This is a genomic window from Maribacter litopenaei (genome assembly GCF_025244665.1).
Taxonomy (GTDB): domain Bacteria; phylum Bacteroidota; class Bacteroidia; order Flavobacteriales; family Flavobacteriaceae; genus Maribacter; species Maribacter litopenaei.
On sequence record NZ_CP104205.1, the window covers coordinates 191,030 to 206,676 of the forward strand.

Genomic DNA, 15,647 nt, shown 5'->3' on the forward strand with positions numbered 1-15,647 from the left:
AAAACGGCAATGAGCCTATTTTTTGAATACATTTAGTTATAACAAAATGATAACTATGTAGTTAGGTTTGTTTTAAAGCGGAGATTTTAAGGGTGCACCCTGAGGGAGGCAGCACCCGTTAAAGTCGAACTAAAAGAATCGTTCACTAAAAAAAAAGCATCCTATGAAAGCATTTCAAAAACCCACACAGTACGGAGACAGCAAGCACCTATTTTTTCAACGACCCATTAACCGTTCCGTACGTGATATGGAAGGGAAGGACGATTGTTTCCTTTTTGGCATCCAATCTACCTTGAATACGTTTAAGAACCAGCACATGTACAGCTTTAAGGCTGCGAAATAAAGACAGATAAGCGAATCAAATAGAAAGGCCCTTCCTAGTGGAAGGGCTTTTTGTTTGGTTCTTTTTTAATTCAATCCACAAAAGCAGTACCAAAGAGCTATCGCAATTTGTATTAGCAATACGTTAAAATTCAAGGCTTTATTTGTAGGTACTGATTATTTGTAAGATTTTTAAGTCATATCCTTTCAAGTGCCAAAATGATATGATTCTACTGAAAAAATCTTCGAGTATAACAGTCTTTCTTTTTATCGCAATTTCCTTATCTAGTTTAATTTCCTGCGCTCAGAAAACTGACAAATACAATTTAGGTTTTGAAAAACAGGAGGACACTTCGCGTCTTTCAGACGGATGGATAAAATGGGGAGCATACGAATTAGCTATAGATACAGACGCCCGTTCAGGGAGAAGGTCGGGTAAGATTGCTTCCGGTTCGTCCGAAAAGGGTTTTGGCAGTATAGCCTATGAGATACCCGCTAATTATAAGGGTGAGAGTATCGAGTTGAAAGGTTACATGAAGATTAAAAATGTTTCCGACGGATTTGCAGGACTTTTACTGCGGGTAGATGGGAACGGAAGTACTCGGCCTTTGACAATATGCAAAGACGACAGATTACCGGTACAAGGGATTGGGAGCAGTATGTTATTACTCTGAATTACCCTGAGGATGCCCAAAAAATATTCGTGGCTGGTATTTTGGTAGGAAAGGGAGAAGCTTGGTTCGACGATTTTGTACTATCTATAGATGGAAAGGATGTGCAGAATCTCAAGGAGGTTGAATATAAACCTAGCAAGGCAGAGCTGGATAAAGAATTTATTGATGCTTCCCGCATTGAGCTTAGGGAACCATCACCAAGGCAGATCGAGAGCTTGGAATTGCTGGGTAGGGTTTGGGGTTTTCTTAAATACCATCACTCCGAAATTGCAAAGGGAAATTACAATTGGGATTTTGAACTCTTTCGATTTTTACCCACCTACTTAAAGGCGGCGGATAAGAATGAAAGGAATCGGCAATTAGTAGATTGGATAGCGTCTTTAGGCAAATTGGAAGACTGCACAAATTGTGAACCCACGAATGAAAGTGCATTTCTTAAGCGATTTGAAATGGATATATCAACAGGAAGAAGATTTAAAATCGGTCTTATTGGATGTATATAAAAACCGCTCACAGGGAAAACACTTTTACATTACCATGGCCGCCAATGTAGGTAATCCGGAATTTAAAAATGAGAACTCTTATTATGATATGCCTTATCCAGATGAAGGTTATAGGTTGTTGTCCTTGTATCGTTATTGGAACATGATCAACTACTTTTTTCCATATAGGCACCTGATGGACGAAAATTGGAACACCAAACTGGCCGAATACATTCCTGTCTTCCTAAATGCTAAAAATGAATTGGAATACGAGCTGGCCGCCCTTCAACTTATTGCAGAGATACAGGACACGCATGCCAATATTTATGGTGATATGGAGCAGTTAGATGCTTGGAGGGGAATCAATTATCCGCCTGTGCATGTGCGTTTTATTGAGAACAAATTGGTGGTGACGGACTATTACAATGAGGAGTACGCAAACAAGGACGGATTAAAAATTGGGGACGTAATTTCTGAAATCCAAGGAAAGCCCATTGACGAGATTGTAGCGGAAAAAACGAAATATTATCCCGCCTCCAACGTCCCTACGCGGTTACGGAATCTTTCTGAGGATATATTGCGTTCCAACAACAAGTATTTGGATATAACATTGATCTCGCCGGATAGGGAACCAAGGACACAAAGCTTGACCTTATATCCCAAGGATAGTCTAGATATTTTCAGATGGTACAAAAAAAGAGAGGGAAGTTCCTATAAGATCCTAAATGGCAATATCGGCTATGTAAACCTTCAAAACATTAAAGAATCAGATGTATCCAAAATAAAGGAGGAACTCAAGGATACCAAGGGGATAATAGTAGATATCAGGAATTACCCTGCCATCTTTGTTCCCTTTAGTCTTGGATCCTACTTTGTTTCCCAATCCACACCTTTCGTAAAATTTACTCAGGGCAATACGGATCATCCCGGTGAATTCACATTTACGGATATTTTGGAGATTCCCAATGACGGAGAAGCCTATGAGGGCAAATTGGTAGTATTGGTAAATGAGCTCACCCAAAGCATGGCAGAATATACGACCATGGCCTTAAAGGCAGGGGAAAACACCACGGTTTTGGGCAGTACTACGGCCGGGTCGGACGGCAATGTATCCACCATTCTTCTTCCTGGCGGACTTAGGACTATGATTTCCGGTATTGGAGTCTATTATCCTAATGGGGAAGAGACGCAAAGAGTTGGAATTGTTCCGGATGTAGAAGTAAAACCAACTATAGAAGGCATCCGCCAAGGAAGAGATGAGGTTTTAGAAAGGGCGATTCAAATCATATTAGAGGAATAAGTATAATAGAGGTCATATCAAGAAGAACTGAGTTCAAAAACGTTCTTTTAGTTCACCATAGCTACAAACCTCAAAAAATGAAACAACTACCGACTTTATGCCTCTTAATTTTTTTCAGCTGCAAACCCACGCCCAAAACCGAAGCAACATCTGATGCCGAAATTGACCCTACGGTCTACGAAATTTGGGAGGATTTTACCCAAGTAAATCTAGCATTTAAGGATGAAGAAATGCCTGAGTCTTGGTTTTTTCACGATAATCAAAAAGACGCCGATCGGTTGGCAAAACTGGTTATAGACGGGAAAAAGAGGGCATCATCCGGGCTTTACAAGTGGTATGAGGATGCAGGGGCAGATTTGCCTAAGGTGGGTACCAAGCATATCATCACCAATTTTAACGGTACGGCCCAGGCCATTATAGAAATCGTACAAGTGGATACGGTGCCTTTCAGTGAAATTTCAGTCGCTTATGCGTCTTTGGATATGGGTACGGATGTAGACCCCTTGGTAAAATGGAAAACCGCCCATGAGGCGTTTTTTAAAAGCACCTTGGAAGAAAACGGTCAGAAATTTGACGAGGATATGCTCGTGGTCTGTGAAACCTTTACAACCATTTGGCCAAAGAATCCATAACGGGTGCAAGCCTAAGAGGACTCCTTTTTTCGATTTCATCTTATTCTATAACGTTTATCTTTTGTTTCACTACCTTGGGTACGGAAACCACCTAGCCCATGCTCGCCCAATTTGAACAATTTTATCTGACCATAAAAAGCAACCGCTGGTATTGGTTGTTTTCCATTTTTTGTAGGGTGTCCCTGGCCTTTGCCTTTTTGGTGGCCGGGTGGGTCAAGATCATTGGGGAGCGCTTTGCCAGTGGCTTGTCCGTCATTCATCCCATGGGCGCCTATCCGGAGGCCCTACACCATACGGGTTATTATTACACCTTTATTGGGGTGGCACAGATCGTAGCCGCCATTTTATTGTTGATTCCCCGTACCGTGACCTTGGGAGCCTTGCTTTATTTCCCGATCATTGTCAATATCTGGTTGCTCTCCTATGCGGTACGTTTTGAGGGCCCTATGTCACAGCGCCCCTCATGGTGTGGGCCTGCCTCTTTTTGATCGTATGGAACTATGACCGGATGCGCTATTTGCTCCCCCTGAACCACTTTTCGGATTTGGGAATCCTCCAAAAACCGGAGAAATACAGTTGGAAGTTTCCCTATCTTTTTGCGGGTTTTGTGTTGTTGGTGATGGTGGGTACCGTAGTTTATGCCGAGTTTGGACATGAAGTGATGCCCCATAATTCGATCGGGGATTGTAAAAAGCAATTCACCAATGCCCCCAACCAAGAAGCAGGATATCAATTTTGCGAATGCATCCATACGGCCGGAAACGACTTGGATAGCTGTTTGGAAACCTATGAAGAAGCTGTAAAACAGTAGCTATGAAATTATCCGAAGAAGTAAAGCGATGTATGTCCAAAAGCGTGTTGTGCTGGTTGGCCACGGCATCCAGGGACAACCTGCCCAACGTTTCCCCAAAGGAAATCTTTGCCCTATACCAAGAGGATAGAATCATCGTGGCAAATATTGCCTCGCCCCGGACGGTAAAGAACATAAAGGAAAATCCGCAGGTATGCATCAGTTTTCCGGATATTTTGGTACAAAAAGGCTTTCAAGTAAAAGGCAGAGCTGAAATAATCAAGAAATCCAATCCCGATTTCCCAGCTATGGAAGGGATATTGACTCAAATGACCGAGGGGAAATTTCCTTTTGCGACCATCACGAAGATAACCGTGGATCAGATAAAACCCATCATTGCCCCAAGATATCTACTGTACCCGAAACTACGGAACAGGAACAGATAGAAAGCGCCAAAAGGATCTATGGCTTTTGATAGAAAAATGCCTTCTGTCGGTTTGAGTCTCGGCTAAAAATAAGTACCCATTTCAGGGTTTTACATTCAACTATTAATAAACCACCTTGATTCGTATCTTTAAGTACCGATCAAACCCGTTGTATATGAAACCAAGAATCCCTTTTTCCCATTATAAGCTGTTCCAGTTCCTTGTTGTTGCCATGTTTGCCCCTATGCTGTTACAGGCCCAAGAACAGGATTCCATCACCATTGTGGAAGATGGCTTTATTCAAAAAATGGACGATAAAATCGCCATGGACCTCTCCTTGAACAATGCCTTTGAGGTGTTTGAGGTACGTACGCCCAATCAGAAGTTGGTCATTCACCCCAATGCATCCACCAACCTCAGGTACAACCTCAATTACCGCTTTATTTCGCTGGGTTTCTCCATAGCTCCTGATTTTATTCCGGGCAACGGGGACGAGGATCAAAAAGGGGAGACCAAAAGCTTTAGCTTGGGAACGACCCTAATTTTTAAGCACAGTTTTTTCGAGGTCTCTTACGACAGGGTCAAAGGATATTATTTGGACAATACAGAGGATTTTACCACCCTAATTCCCGGAGACCCCTATATTCAGTTCCCGGATCTTAGATATAAGGGTTTTTCCCTTTCGGCAGGGTACTACAACAATTCCAGGTTTTCCTTTAAGAGCCTTACCTCACAAACGGAGAGGCAGTTAAAGAGCGCCGGTAGTTTTATGCCTACCTTCAACTTAAGGTATTATATTGTGGACGATACCTCGGGAACACCCGGTACGCAGAAGTCCAATAACTGGGAAACGAGCATCGATCCGGGATATGCCTATACGTTTGTGGCCAAGGAAAAATATTATCTCTCCCTGGGTACACAGGCCCATGTGGGGTATCTGCATACCAAACTTACCACCCGACTCAACACCGGGGAGAATATCAGCGATCAGAATAATTTTTTGTTCCGATGGGACGGAAGGGTAGGCGTGGGCTACAATGGCGACCGATTCTATTCCGGCCTGTACGGAACACTTTCGGGAACCCAATACAAACAAGAAAATACGACGGTGGTCAATCATGATACCAGGGTATTTTACCATCTCTTTTTGGGAATCCGTTTGGATGCTCCCGATTACCTGAAACGAAAGGTAGGCGCCTTTGAGGATAAGTACCTCAAATAATGCCAGTGAATCAAAACTATCCCTAAAATGGGGTTCCTAAAATACGGGAAGGTGGTATTTTTGCACTACTCCTTTTAAGTTGCCATGACGAACGAACAAAGCGCCATACGAACCACGTATTTCAGTATCATCGGGAATACGGGTCTCGCCTTAGTAAAGGGATTGGCCGGATTTTTTGGAAATTCCTACGCCCTTATTGCGGATGCCATTGAATCCACCACGGATATTTTTTCTTCCCTGTTGGTGTTGTTCGGTCTCACCTATGCCAAAAAACCTGCGGACGACAACCATCCCTATGGTCATGGAAAGATAGAGCCTTTGGTGACCTTTTTGGTGGTCGCATTTTTGGTAACTTCCGCCACGGTCATCGCCTATGAAAGCATAGAAAACATCCGTACGCCGCACAAAGTACCCAAACCATGAATCTTGATCGTACTGGGTGTCATCATTCTCTCGGAAGGAAGTGTCTTATAGGGTAGTACTTAAAAAGAGCAAACAGACACACAGTTCCTCGTTAAAGGCGGATGCCTGGCACCACCGTAGCGATGCCATTACTTCGGTCATGGCCTTTGTGGGTATTTCCATTGCCCTGATTTTTGGTAAAGGCTACGAAACGGCGGACGATTGGGCGGCACTATTGGCCTCAGGCTTTATTCTGTACAACAGTTACCTTATTTTTAGACCGGCCCTGGGTGAAATTATGGATGAACATCGGTATGACGACTTACTCGATACCATAAAGGAAGAGTCTGTAAAGGTGAAAGGAATCGTAGGAACCGAAAAATGTTATATCCGTAAGGCGGGTATGAAATACCATATCGATCTGCATGCCATGGTAAAGGCCGATATATCCGTTCGTGAAGGTCATGAAATAGCCCATCGGTTACAAGATCATCTCAAGGCGGTCATGCCCAATTTGGAACATGTATTGATCCATATAGAACCGGATGATTTGGCGATGAATGATTAATGTAAGGGGTATAGTCGTCCAAAGCTAGGATTTGGCTTCATTATCCATGGATATGGATACGTTTTAGGGGAGAAACCTGCCGAACTTTGTTAAAACAAAAACAATGACATTATGGGTACGAATAAAATTGCAGTAATTACAGGAGGAAGTAGGGGACTGGGCAAGGATATGGCCCTTCAGATCGCAAAGAAAGGTTTGGATGTGGTGATAACCTATCATACCAATAGGGGTGCGGCCGAGGACGTCGTAGCACAGGTTAAAAAATATGGGATAAAATCTTTTGCCCTGCAATTGGATACGAGCGATGTTTCCACCTTTGATGCCTTTTATGGCCGTTTGGAAGAAGGCCTCGAGGAAACCATGGATAGCACCCACTTCGACTTTCTCATCAACAATGCCGGTACGGGCATTTACAAACCTTTTTTGGAAACTACCGAGGAAGATTTCGACGAAATGATGAACGTCCATTTAAAAGGGGTGTACTTCCTGACCCAAAAAGCATTAAAATACTTGAACGATGGCGGAGGAATCATTAATATTTCCTCCGGATTGGCTCGATTTACCTTTCCCAAATCCTCGGCCTACGCGTCCATGAAGGGTGGCGTGGAGGTCTTTACCCGATACCTTGCCAAGGAATTGGGAGATAGAAAAATCAGGGCCAACGTAGTGGCGCCAGGTGCGGTAGCTACCGATTTTGGCAATGGGGAGAACAAGACCAACGAACAGAAGCGGAAAATGGTGTCCAGTGTTACGGCCTTGGGAAGAGTAGGGGAACCGGAAGACATTGGAGGATTGGTCGCTTTTTTATGTACGGAGGATGCCCGATGGATCAATGGTCAGCGTATTGAGGCATCTGGTGGCACCATGTTGTAACGGTATTTGTATTATTAGATTTGAATATTAGGATTTAAGATTCTCCAACATAGTTTGGGTGGTCAGGTCAGGATCAAATTCGGTTGCCATCCCCAATCCTTCTGTGCGTCGGAATCGTCAATGCTTTTAGGCCAGGAGTCGGCAATGGCCTGTCTAAAATCAGGCTCATAATCGATATTAAAATCGGGAAGGTGCTTTTGAATACTGCGGGCCATTTCCGCCGGGTCAAAACTCATTGCGGAAAGGTTATAGGCAGAGCGCACTTTAATGTTTTCGGCATCTGCTTCCATCAACTCCAAAGTGGCCCTTATGGCATCGTCCATAAACATCATGGGTAAAGAAGTATCCTCCTTCAAAAAACAGGTATAGCGCCCTTGGCTTAGGGCCTTGTGATAAATCTCAACGGCATAATCCGTTGTACCGCCACCGGGCATGGTCTTCCAGCTAATGAGTCCCGGATAGCGAAGACTGCGTACGTCCACGTTGAATTTCTTAAAGTAATACTCGCACCAACGTTCCCCGGATTGCTTACTGATACCGTATACCGTACTAGGTTCCATAATGGTATGTTGGGGTGTATGATCCTTGGGGGTATTGGGGCCAAAAACGGCGATACTTGAGGGCCAAAAGACCTTGTTTATCTTTTTCTCCTTGGCAAGGTTCAGTACGTTGAAAAGGGAGTTCATGTTGAGGTTCCAGGCACGCATGGGAAATTTTTCGGCTGTGGCACTGAGCATGGCGGCCATCAAATAGACCTCGGTGATATCATAGTAGGCCACCACTTCTTCCAAGGCATCATAATTGGTGGCGTCCAGGATTTCAAATGGCCCGGAATTCATCAAGCTATCACTGCCCTCACGGATATCACTGGCAATAACTCGGTTATTCCCGTAACGTTCCCGTAAGGTAAGGGTGAGTTCCGTTCCAATTTGTCCGCAGGCACCAATAATCAAGATGTATTTTTCCATTAAAAAAGAAGTTAAATGACCTATTGGGTAAAGATAACTTTTCTTAAAAGTTGTACCTTCGATCTATGCCAAAATTCCTGTATTTTCTCGTAATTCTGTTGCTTATGGGCTCCTGTAAGGAGGGAGTCCAAGAGACGGCTACCGTGTCGGAATCTAGTTTTGGGGCTATGGCCAATGCTATGCCCAAAGTGGTTTCAGTCAATGCCAAAGCAGAGGCTATTTTGTCCCAATGGAAGGAGTACTATTCCTTTCATCAGAGTTTTGAGCGTCTCTATACCATCGATTTTAGGGAAGATTTGGTCTTGGTCATCGAGGATTTGGTGGAAAAGCAAAAGGTATTGGAGGCAAGTGAATATCCTGCGGAGTTCAATATTCCACAAGTGAAGGGTAGACAAAAGGTGGTAAAAACGTATATACTTAAGACAAAGGGCGATCTGGAATATAGACTAAACCCTGAGAGTTCCATGAAGGAACTGATAACCGCTTACAATGCATTGAGGGAGCAATTCAATGTGACCGTAAACAATACTTTGCCTACAGAACTGATTGAAAATGAAGACATTTAGCTGTATACTTTTTCTTTTTGGTTGTATCCTATTGAAGGGACAGGAAGCAGAAAGAACTAACATAGATCAAACATTGGATGCTTGGCACAAAGCAGCTGCTGAGGCTAATTTTGATGCCTATTTTGGATTGATGACAGACGATGCCGTTTTTATAGGTACGGATGCCACTGAAAATTGGCAACTGCCCGAGTTCAAGGCCTATGCAAAGCCCCATTTTGATAAGGGAAGGGCTTGGAGTTTTACAGCTGTAGAACGCCATATTTATTTGGATGCTTCCGGAGAAGTTGCCTGGTTCGATGAACTTTTGGATACCCAAATGAAATTGTGCAGAGGATCCGGGGTTCGGAAAAGGTTAATGGTTCTTGGAAGATTGCCCACTATGTACTCTCCATTGCCGTACCCAATGATAATGTTGCGGAATTGATCAAGATAAAGGAGGCTACGGACAACGTTTTGTTGGAAGAACTGCGTAAAAATTAAAAAACCGTCCAAAAACATCAAAGTTCTTAAACGGTCTTTTCTTATTTCTTAAACCTTTTATTGCTTTGGTTCAGTAGCCGGCGCTTCTTTTCCGGAAGTCAGTGCCTGTTTGCTCAAACTTGCCAAATTAAAGTTAGGATCAATCGCCAGGGCTTCATCAATGATGGCTATGGCTGCATCTATATTTTCCTTATCGTTGTTATATTGAACCAGCCCCTTTAAATGAAGGAAGGCCGCTTTTAATGGAACCTCATAGGGCTGTTGGCGCTCATAAAAGGCATACCGCATGTCATCCTTGGCGTTTGCAATTCCATATTCAATGTTTGTTGATGCACCTGCGTTATCCCCCACTATAATCTTTAAGTCGGCCAATTCGTACGCCAAATAAGGATTTGGATTTCTTTGATACAGTACCTCGAATTGTTCCAAGGCTCTTTTTGGCTGGTTCAATGCCTTTAGGGAAATGGCCTTTACCTGTACTGCCAAGTCGGAATCGTTATCCACTTTTTCAATGCCTATGGTATTAAGTGCCTGTAAGTGCTGGTTGTCATTGGCGTATATATAGGCCAAGGTATCCATACGCTCTTTGGAAGGGGATAGTACATTCAAGTGGGTTAGGGCATTGATGACACCATCCACATCACCTTGCAATCTCATCTGGTTGTAAAACTGCTCATAATGCTTTTGCAGTTCACTTTTGGTCTGTGCCGTTCCATAAAGACCTACGGATAGCACTAGTACCATAACTAATTTTTTCATCACGTACTGATTTATTTTTTGGTGCGCTAAACTATTAAAATATTCCGAATGAACTTGTTAAGGAAAGCCTTAATTGCATGTAAAAGAAAAAGGACGCTCTTTTGGCGTCCTTTTTCTTTATGGTTTTAATGTCTTATACTAGGGAATAGACTTGCTCCTTTTGTCTAAAGTTCTTCAACAATTGCGCATAGAAACCAATACTTTTTCGATCCTTTTCAATACAGGAGCGCAAGAAACTCTTTAAGTTACCGAACAACAGATTGATATGTAGAATGGGCAAGTTGATATTTAGTTTGCCCGGGTTATAGGAATCATCGTCCATTAGGACATCCATTTCAATCCGATGTCGATGATAGTCGATCGAAACATCGGCTGCGTTGTAATATTTTTTTAAAAGTGCCACATGTAATTGTGTAAACTTTTCTGATTTTCGCTTTGCCCCACAACTCTGTGTGATCAAGCGCTCCAACTCCATGATAATCCGTTCGTTTAGCTTAGAATTTTTCATGATACATTGTTTTAAAGTTTACATAAAGTTATGCATTTCATCGATAACTATTTAAAAATCAATGATTTATTAACATGAATCACTCTATTATGTTGTGAAAACCAAAAAAAGTGTGGTAAACGATACTTAAATAGAGGTTAAAAAACTGTAATATTTAGTAATAAAAGGACTACAAGATGTAATTTTTTTAAAGTTGTTACTCGTATTCTCCATATATACCGGTGGTTCAAGGCCTTGTTCCATAGCCTTTTCGGTATAATAGGATTCCTTTGTCGGGTGTTCTGGGTAGACCGCATTGAGCAGAATTCCCCATGCATTTTTTTGGATGATATTGGTTATAATGCCAATGCAATCATCTAAGTGTATGAGGTTAATGGGCGCATTGCCCCCTGTAAGGTTGCGTCCTTCCGGATAACATGTTGACCGGATGTCTATCCGGACCAATGAGCCCGGCAAATCGAATAATGGTCGACTCAACATGGGAATTTTCCCGAATGAGCTTTTCCGTTTCCAACAATTGCTTACCAGCTTCCGAGCTTGGTATAGGAATGGTTTCCTCATTCACTTCCCCTTGATTTTCACCATACACAGAAGTGCTGCTCACAAATAGGATGTTATTTACTGAGGAAGACGCTATTTCATTCAGCAACAACTGAATTTTACGTACGTAGTTTTCTTTGGGTCCTTTGCCACGTAGTCTCGGTTGGAATATTTATGATAAGAAAATCTATGCCGTCTAAAAAGGCGGCTAGGTTGCCCTTGATTTCTGATTCGGAAATTTGAATCAAATAGGAATCAATGCCCAAATGGGTAAGACTATCCATTTTATCCTTGGAAGTAGTGGTTCCCTTAACCGTGAAACCTTGTTCCAAAAGGTTTTTTGCCAGGTGCAGTCCCAGCCATCCGCAACCCAAGACTCCAATTACCTTATTCAAACTTGATTTTTTGAATGGTTACTATCGCATCGTTCAAGACAAAGGGCATCGGGATATTATCTTCCGGCCTCTTAGGTACGGTAAACATGGGATTACTTAATAAATCATTACTGGCCTCGTAAAAGGTCAGTTCCAGTTTTTCTTCCGAAGGATATTCCAATTGAAGTTTTGTAATATCGTTTTCACTGATGTAGTGCGTAACCAGTTTACCATTTCTTCTTCCCTTCAAATAGTAATCGGTTAAAGGAATACCGTTTACCACTGCCTTTTCAATAGAGGTGGCATTAGTGAAAATTTCCAATCGGTTTACATTTCGTTGGGGAATTATTTGAAGCTGTATGAACCTCGAGGCACCTAAAATAGTATCCGAAAGTATCTCGATGACCGGTGGTGCTATTTCCTTTGTAGGGGCTTCCGCTATGTAACTAAATCCTGATCCGTACTTGCTACTAATGGTGTTTTCTGCCAAATCCTGGGGACGTTTTTTGGTCTCTCCTATATACTGTTGTGTCCAATCTGAAAGCACCTTTTCATAGGTGGCCCAATGACTTTGTTTTTTATCGACGTTCCATACATATAATAAACTAGTAGGTTTTGGACTATCGACGTTAAAATCGGAATTCATATGAGCCGATACAAAGAAGCCCGTAAACAGTAAGAAACTCAAAAAGGCCAAACCTCTTTTATTGCGGTATCTTAGGATTAGGGGTAGCAACAGGAAAAAAGGTCAATGTGGTGAACACAGTACTGGCCACCATCATTTTAAGTCCTAGGGCAATAGGAAAAAGCTGGATTAATGGGGCAAAAAGAAAAATAGCGGGTAGACCTAAGAAAAGCAATAAAAACCCATTGGGGTTTTTTTGATTAATGAGAATATATAGGGCGACCAAGCCCGCATATATGGGAATGACAAAAAATGCGGCACCGTTCAAATAAAGACATAGTAAGGTACAAATGACCAACCATAAAAATAGGGGAGCGACCAAGAGGTTGGGTGTTTTTACCACTTGAAACTTATGATAGGCGTAGAAACAGATGCTCAATGAGAAAAATACAAAAACTAAGATGTAGGCATGCCCATTATAGGTAAAGCCATGGAGCATATCCAAATACTCGGGTAAATCGATTTTAGAATGTCCCATGAGAAGTAACCCACCACCCCGTTGATAATCAGGGCCAGCAGCATAGGGACAAATCCCTTCAAAATATCCTTACCATTCAGAACCTTTTTTTGAATGCCTAAAACCAATAGCCCAACAAAAAAGGCAATTCCTAAAAAGAGCATGGGCCAGATCCATTCAAATGGATAGGATACCATTTTAAAAAATGGCATATTGAAATAAACGGATTCCTTTAGGCTTCGGACAGTACTCAAATCCAAATCACTAAAATGATTCAATAAAGCGGTAAGATAACTACCTTGATGGGCAAGGGTATTTTTGTCCAATCGTTCATAGGTGTCCTTTGCCGTATGATAGTCGAAATGGTCATCTATAAAGGCGAAATTAAACCCATCTATGTCTGCTTTTTCCCTAAAAACCGTTAAGTCCGTATCATTCGGGAGCAATTTATAAATACTGTAAGCAAGGGAGTTTGCTACGGGATATTCCGGTTTCGCTTTTGTGAACTCTTTTATTAAATTATAGTTTCCCCTATTGGTTTCCAATAACATAATTCCAGGACCTCCACTGCCGCGCGCCTCAAAATTAAGAACCAAGCCAACATCCTTGATCCAAGGGTGTTCCTTTACAAACAGGTCGGCCCCGTTCAAGCCCAGCTCCTCAGCATCCGAAATTAGGATGATAATATCGTTTTTTGGGGCTTCATTTTTTGCCAAAAAGGACCTTACACCCTCTAGAATGGTGGTGACCCCACTACCGGCATCGCTGGCCCCATAGGAAGAATGCGGACTGCTATCATAATGGCTTAACAAGAGCAGGGCCTTGCCCTCACCAGTACCTTTGATTCTTGCCAAAATATTGGTGGCTTTACTGAGATTTGCCCAATCACCGGCGGTATATCCCGTTTGCAGTTGGGTTTGCAGGCCCATTTTTTCCAATTGTGAAACGATGTAACTCCTCACCTTTTGATGTCCCGGGAACCCGACTCCATGTGGCTCCTTGGTAATTGCTTCTACATGCTCCAAGGCCCGGTCTGTAGAAAACAGACTTTCGTTTTTATCCATGTCAGGGGAATAGGAAGGCATTAAGGATGAGATGCTCCAGTAAACCGCGAATGTAAGTAGGAGCAGCGTAAGTACGGAGGAGGTCTTTTTCATTGGTTATCGGTTCTGTCTAAAATTATTAAATATTAAAGAGATGGCACCATTCATCTATTTTTTTTACCATATTAACTTTTTTTTAATATATTTATTAATCAACCACTAAATAAATCATCATGGGAATCAAAAGCTTTCAAGGAATTCGGAAGATTGTTAAAAAGGAATTTGAGGCCCCTATATTGGTGGCCGATTATATGACGACTAAATTGGTGACCTTTAGACCGGACCAATCCATTTTAGAGGTGATGGAGAAGTTTGCGAAGCATCATATTTCAGGGGATCCCGTGCTGGATGACAATGGATTTTTGGTAGGAATTATTTCTGAGGCCGATTGTATGAAACAGATTTCGGAGAGTCGTTATTTTAATCAACCTATTTTGGAAAAGAATGTGGAGAACTTCATGACCAAAAATGTGGAAACCATCCCACATGATATTTCAATCTTTGATGCCGCCGGTATTTTTGCACAGCATAACCGAAGAAGGCTTCCTGTCATGCGGAACGGTATATTGGTCGGACAGATAAGTAGAAAGGATATTGTAATTGCGGCCCTAAAATTGAGCGGCCACAACTGGAAATAATTTTTTAAACCAAGTTAGTTAACAAAGGTGCTTCCAATATGGGAGCATTTTTTTTAGGATCTATTGAATTTCGGTCGTCAATTGGTTCAATTCTGCCCACTCCGTCCAAGAACCATCATATAGTCTTAAACTCTCTTTGTAACCTATTGCGCCGGCCAATAAGATGATACTAGCCGTAATGCCGGAGCCACAACTGAAGACCAACTCATTGGAATCCTTGATTTTGTTTTTAAACAATTTATTGATTTCATCTCTAGACTTGTACTTTCCATTATTGAGTACATCTTCATATGGAATATTTACCGAGTGCGGAATGTTACCACTTTTTAGATGTTTTCTTGGTTCCGGTGCCGTTCCATTGAATCTTCCTTCCGATCGGGCATCTACGATTAAATATTTTTGTCGATCTACATTTTCCTTGACCTGATTAAATGTTACAACCAATTCTTTATTGTAGTTTGCTTGAAAGTTTCCTTTGGTAAGGGGTTTGGAATGTTTTGTTGATGTTTCAAATCCATTTTGGATCCAGTCAGGTAGCCCACCATCCAAAACTGCAATATGGGTATGTCCCATAATTTGGAACAACCACCAAACCCTCGGACTGGTATATATGCCTTTATTGTCAAAAACCACGATGTTGGAATCTTTGTTAATCCCAAGTTTTTGGCATTCAATCTCGAATTGTTGAGGTTGTGGAACAGTGTTGGGAAATGGGCTCGAGGTATCCGCAAAAGCATGTTCCAAATCAAACAACCTTGCGTGGGGGATAGTCCGTTCATTGAAAGTTGTACTTGCATCAAGGATTATGAGATTTGGCATTTCCATGTTTTCGTGCAGCCATTTTGACGAAACAATTTTTTCCATTTAATAGATGTTTTCT

Annotated in this window: 20 protein-coding genes and 3 pseudogenes; 14 read left to right on the forward strand and 9 right to left on the reverse strand. The window is 42.1% G+C overall.

Features of this window, described 5'->3' with window-relative positions; genetic code table 11:
• The first annotated feature begins 163 nt into the window (after nucleotides 1-163).
• The 11 genes and pseudogenes from NYZ99_RS01055 (at nucleotide 164) to NYZ99_RS01105 (ending at nucleotide 7,689) form a co-directional block, all read left to right on the forward strand.
• Entirely contained in the window at nucleotides 164-343 is a 180-nt protein-coding gene (locus tag NYZ99_RS01055) for a hypothetical protein (protein WP_260573101.1), read from the forward strand.
• Nucleotides 344-545: 202 nt separating this feature from the next.
• Nucleotides 546-995, forward strand: coding sequence for a hypothetical protein (locus NYZ99_RS01060; protein ID WP_260573102.1), 450 nt, complete (start codon nucleotides 546-548; stop codon nucleotides 993-995).
• Nucleotides 938-1,498, forward strand: coding sequence for a hypothetical protein (locus NYZ99_RS01065; protein ID WP_260573103.1), 561 nt, complete (start codon nucleotides 938-940; stop codon nucleotides 1,496-1,498). The genes NYZ99_RS01060 and NYZ99_RS01065 overlap by 58 nt, the downstream gene beginning before the upstream one ends.
• Nucleotides 1,416-2,777, forward strand: a complete 1,362-nt coding sequence (locus NYZ99_RS01070; RefSeq protein WP_260573104.1) for a S41 family peptidase — start codon at nucleotides 1,416-1,418, stop codon at nucleotides 2,775-2,777. The genes NYZ99_RS01065 and NYZ99_RS01070 overlap by 83 nt, the downstream gene beginning before the upstream one ends.
• Before the next feature lie 77 nt (nucleotides 2,778-2,854).
• The gene (locus NYZ99_RS01075; protein ID WP_260573105.1) at nucleotides 2,855-3,409 is read left to right on the forward strand and encodes an ASCH domain-containing protein; all 555 of its coding nucleotides are present in this window, start codon (nucleotides 2,855-2,857) and stop codon (nucleotides 3,407-3,409) included.
• A 98-nt stretch (nucleotides 3,410-3,507) separates the two neighbouring features.
• Complete coding sequence (locus NYZ99_RS01080; RefSeq protein ID WP_260573106.1) at nucleotides 3,508-3,897, forward strand: DoxX family membrane protein; 390 nt, start codon at nucleotides 3,508-3,510, stop codon at nucleotides 3,895-3,897.
• Nucleotides 3,898-3,917: 20 nt separating this feature from the next.
• Nucleotides 3,918-4,220, forward strand: a complete 303-nt coding sequence (locus NYZ99_RS01085; RefSeq protein ID WP_260573107.1) for a hypothetical protein — start codon at nucleotides 3,918-3,920, stop codon at nucleotides 4,218-4,220.
• A gap of 2 nt (nucleotides 4,221-4,222) precedes the next feature.
• Entirely contained in the window at nucleotides 4,223-4,645 is a 423-nt protein-coding gene (locus NYZ99_RS01090) for a pyridoxamine 5'-phosphate oxidase family protein (protein WP_260573108.1), read from the forward strand.
• Between the two features lie 154 nt (nucleotides 4,646-4,799).
• The gene (locus NYZ99_RS01095) at nucleotides 4,800-5,846 is read left to right on the forward strand and encodes a DUF4421 domain-containing protein (RefSeq protein ID WP_260573109.1); all 1,047 of its coding nucleotides are present in this window, start codon (nucleotides 4,800-4,802) and stop codon (nucleotides 5,844-5,846) included.
• Between the two features lie 84 nt (nucleotides 5,847-5,930).
• Nucleotides 5,931-6,816, forward strand: a pseudogene (locus NYZ99_RS01100) (cation diffusion facilitator family transporter).
• 111 nt (nucleotides 6,817-6,927) lie between these two features.
• Nucleotides 6,928-7,689, forward strand: coding sequence for an SDR family oxidoreductase (locus tag NYZ99_RS01105; protein WP_260573110.1), 762 nt, complete (start codon nucleotides 6,928-6,930; stop codon nucleotides 7,687-7,689).
• A gap of 27 nt (nucleotides 7,690-7,716) precedes the next feature.
• Here the strand turns inward: NYZ99_RS01105 and NYZ99_RS01110 are convergent.
• A pseudogene (locus NYZ99_RS01110) lies at nucleotides 7,717-8,657 on the reverse strand (NAD-dependent epimerase/dehydratase family protein).
• Nucleotides 8,658-8,722: 65 nt separating this feature from the next.
• On the opposite strand from NYZ99_RS01110, the gene NYZ99_RS01115 reads away from it, so the two are divergent.
• Complete coding sequence (locus NYZ99_RS01115; protein ID WP_260573111.1) at nucleotides 8,723-9,223, forward strand: hypothetical protein; 501 nt, start codon at nucleotides 8,723-8,725, stop codon at nucleotides 9,221-9,223.
• Nucleotides 9,210-9,703 (forward strand): annotated as a pseudogene (locus tag NYZ99_RS01120) (nuclear transport factor 2 family protein). The gene NYZ99_RS01115 and the pseudogene NYZ99_RS01120 overlap by 14 nt, the downstream one beginning before the upstream one ends.
• Before the next feature lie 57 nt (nucleotides 9,704-9,760).
• Here NYZ99_RS01120 and NYZ99_RS01125 read toward each other — a convergent pair.
• From NYZ99_RS01125 to NYZ99_RS20910, 7 genes are all read right to left on the reverse strand, one after another.
• On the reverse strand, nucleotides 9,761-10,462 hold the full coding sequence (locus NYZ99_RS01125; protein WP_260573112.1) for a hypothetical protein: 702 nt from the start codon (nucleotides 10,460-10,462) through the stop codon (nucleotides 9,761-9,763).
• Nucleotides 10,463-10,595: 133 nt separating this feature from the next.
• Nucleotides 10,596-10,970, reverse strand: coding sequence for a hypothetical protein (locus tag NYZ99_RS01130; protein WP_260573113.1), 375 nt, complete (start codon nucleotides 10,968-10,970; stop codon nucleotides 10,596-10,598).
• 370 nt (nucleotides 10,971-11,340) lie between these two features.
• Entirely contained in the window at nucleotides 11,341-11,619 is a 279-nt protein-coding gene (locus NYZ99_RS01135) for a Rossmann-fold NAD(P)-binding domain-containing protein (protein WP_260573115.1), read from the reverse strand.
• Nucleotides 11,620-11,629: 10 nt separating this feature from the next.
• Nucleotides 11,630-11,905: an NAD(P)-binding domain-containing protein gene (locus tag NYZ99_RS01140; protein WP_260573116.1), complete on the reverse strand. Its 276-nt coding sequence runs from the start codon at nucleotides 11,903-11,905 to the stop codon at nucleotides 11,630-11,632.
• The gene (locus NYZ99_RS20900) at nucleotides 11,898-12,572 is read right to left on the reverse strand and encodes a hypothetical protein (protein WP_338039213.1); all 675 of its coding nucleotides are present in this window, start codon (nucleotides 12,570-12,572) and stop codon (nucleotides 11,898-11,900) included. The genes NYZ99_RS01140 and NYZ99_RS20900 overlap by 8 nt, the downstream gene beginning before the upstream one ends.
• 16 nt (nucleotides 12,573-12,588) lie before the next feature.
• Complete coding sequence (locus NYZ99_RS20905; RefSeq protein WP_338039214.1) at nucleotides 12,589-13,008, reverse strand: hypothetical protein; 420 nt, start codon at nucleotides 13,006-13,008, stop codon at nucleotides 12,589-12,591.
• A complete protein-coding gene (locus NYZ99_RS20910) occupies nucleotides 12,966-14,183 on the reverse strand; it encodes a M28 family peptidase (protein ID WP_338039215.1) in 1,218 nt (405 codons plus the stop codon). Before NYZ99_RS20910 ends, NYZ99_RS20905 begins: the two co-directional genes overlap by 43 nt.
• Nucleotides 14,184-14,302: 119 nt before the next feature.
• Between NYZ99_RS20910 and NYZ99_RS01150 the strand changes: the two genes are divergently transcribed.
• Nucleotides 14,303-14,767, forward strand: a complete 465-nt coding sequence (locus tag NYZ99_RS01150) for a CBS domain-containing protein (protein WP_260573117.1) — start codon at nucleotides 14,303-14,305, stop codon at nucleotides 14,765-14,767.
• Nucleotides 14,768-14,827: 60 nt separating this feature from the next.
• Here NYZ99_RS01150 and NYZ99_RS01155 read toward each other — a convergent pair whose 3' ends face one another.
• Complete coding sequence (locus NYZ99_RS01155; RefSeq protein ID WP_260573119.1) at nucleotides 14,828-15,631, reverse strand: sulfurtransferase; 804 nt, start codon at nucleotides 15,629-15,631, stop codon at nucleotides 14,828-14,830.
• Nucleotides 15,632-15,647 lie beyond the last annotated feature (16 nt).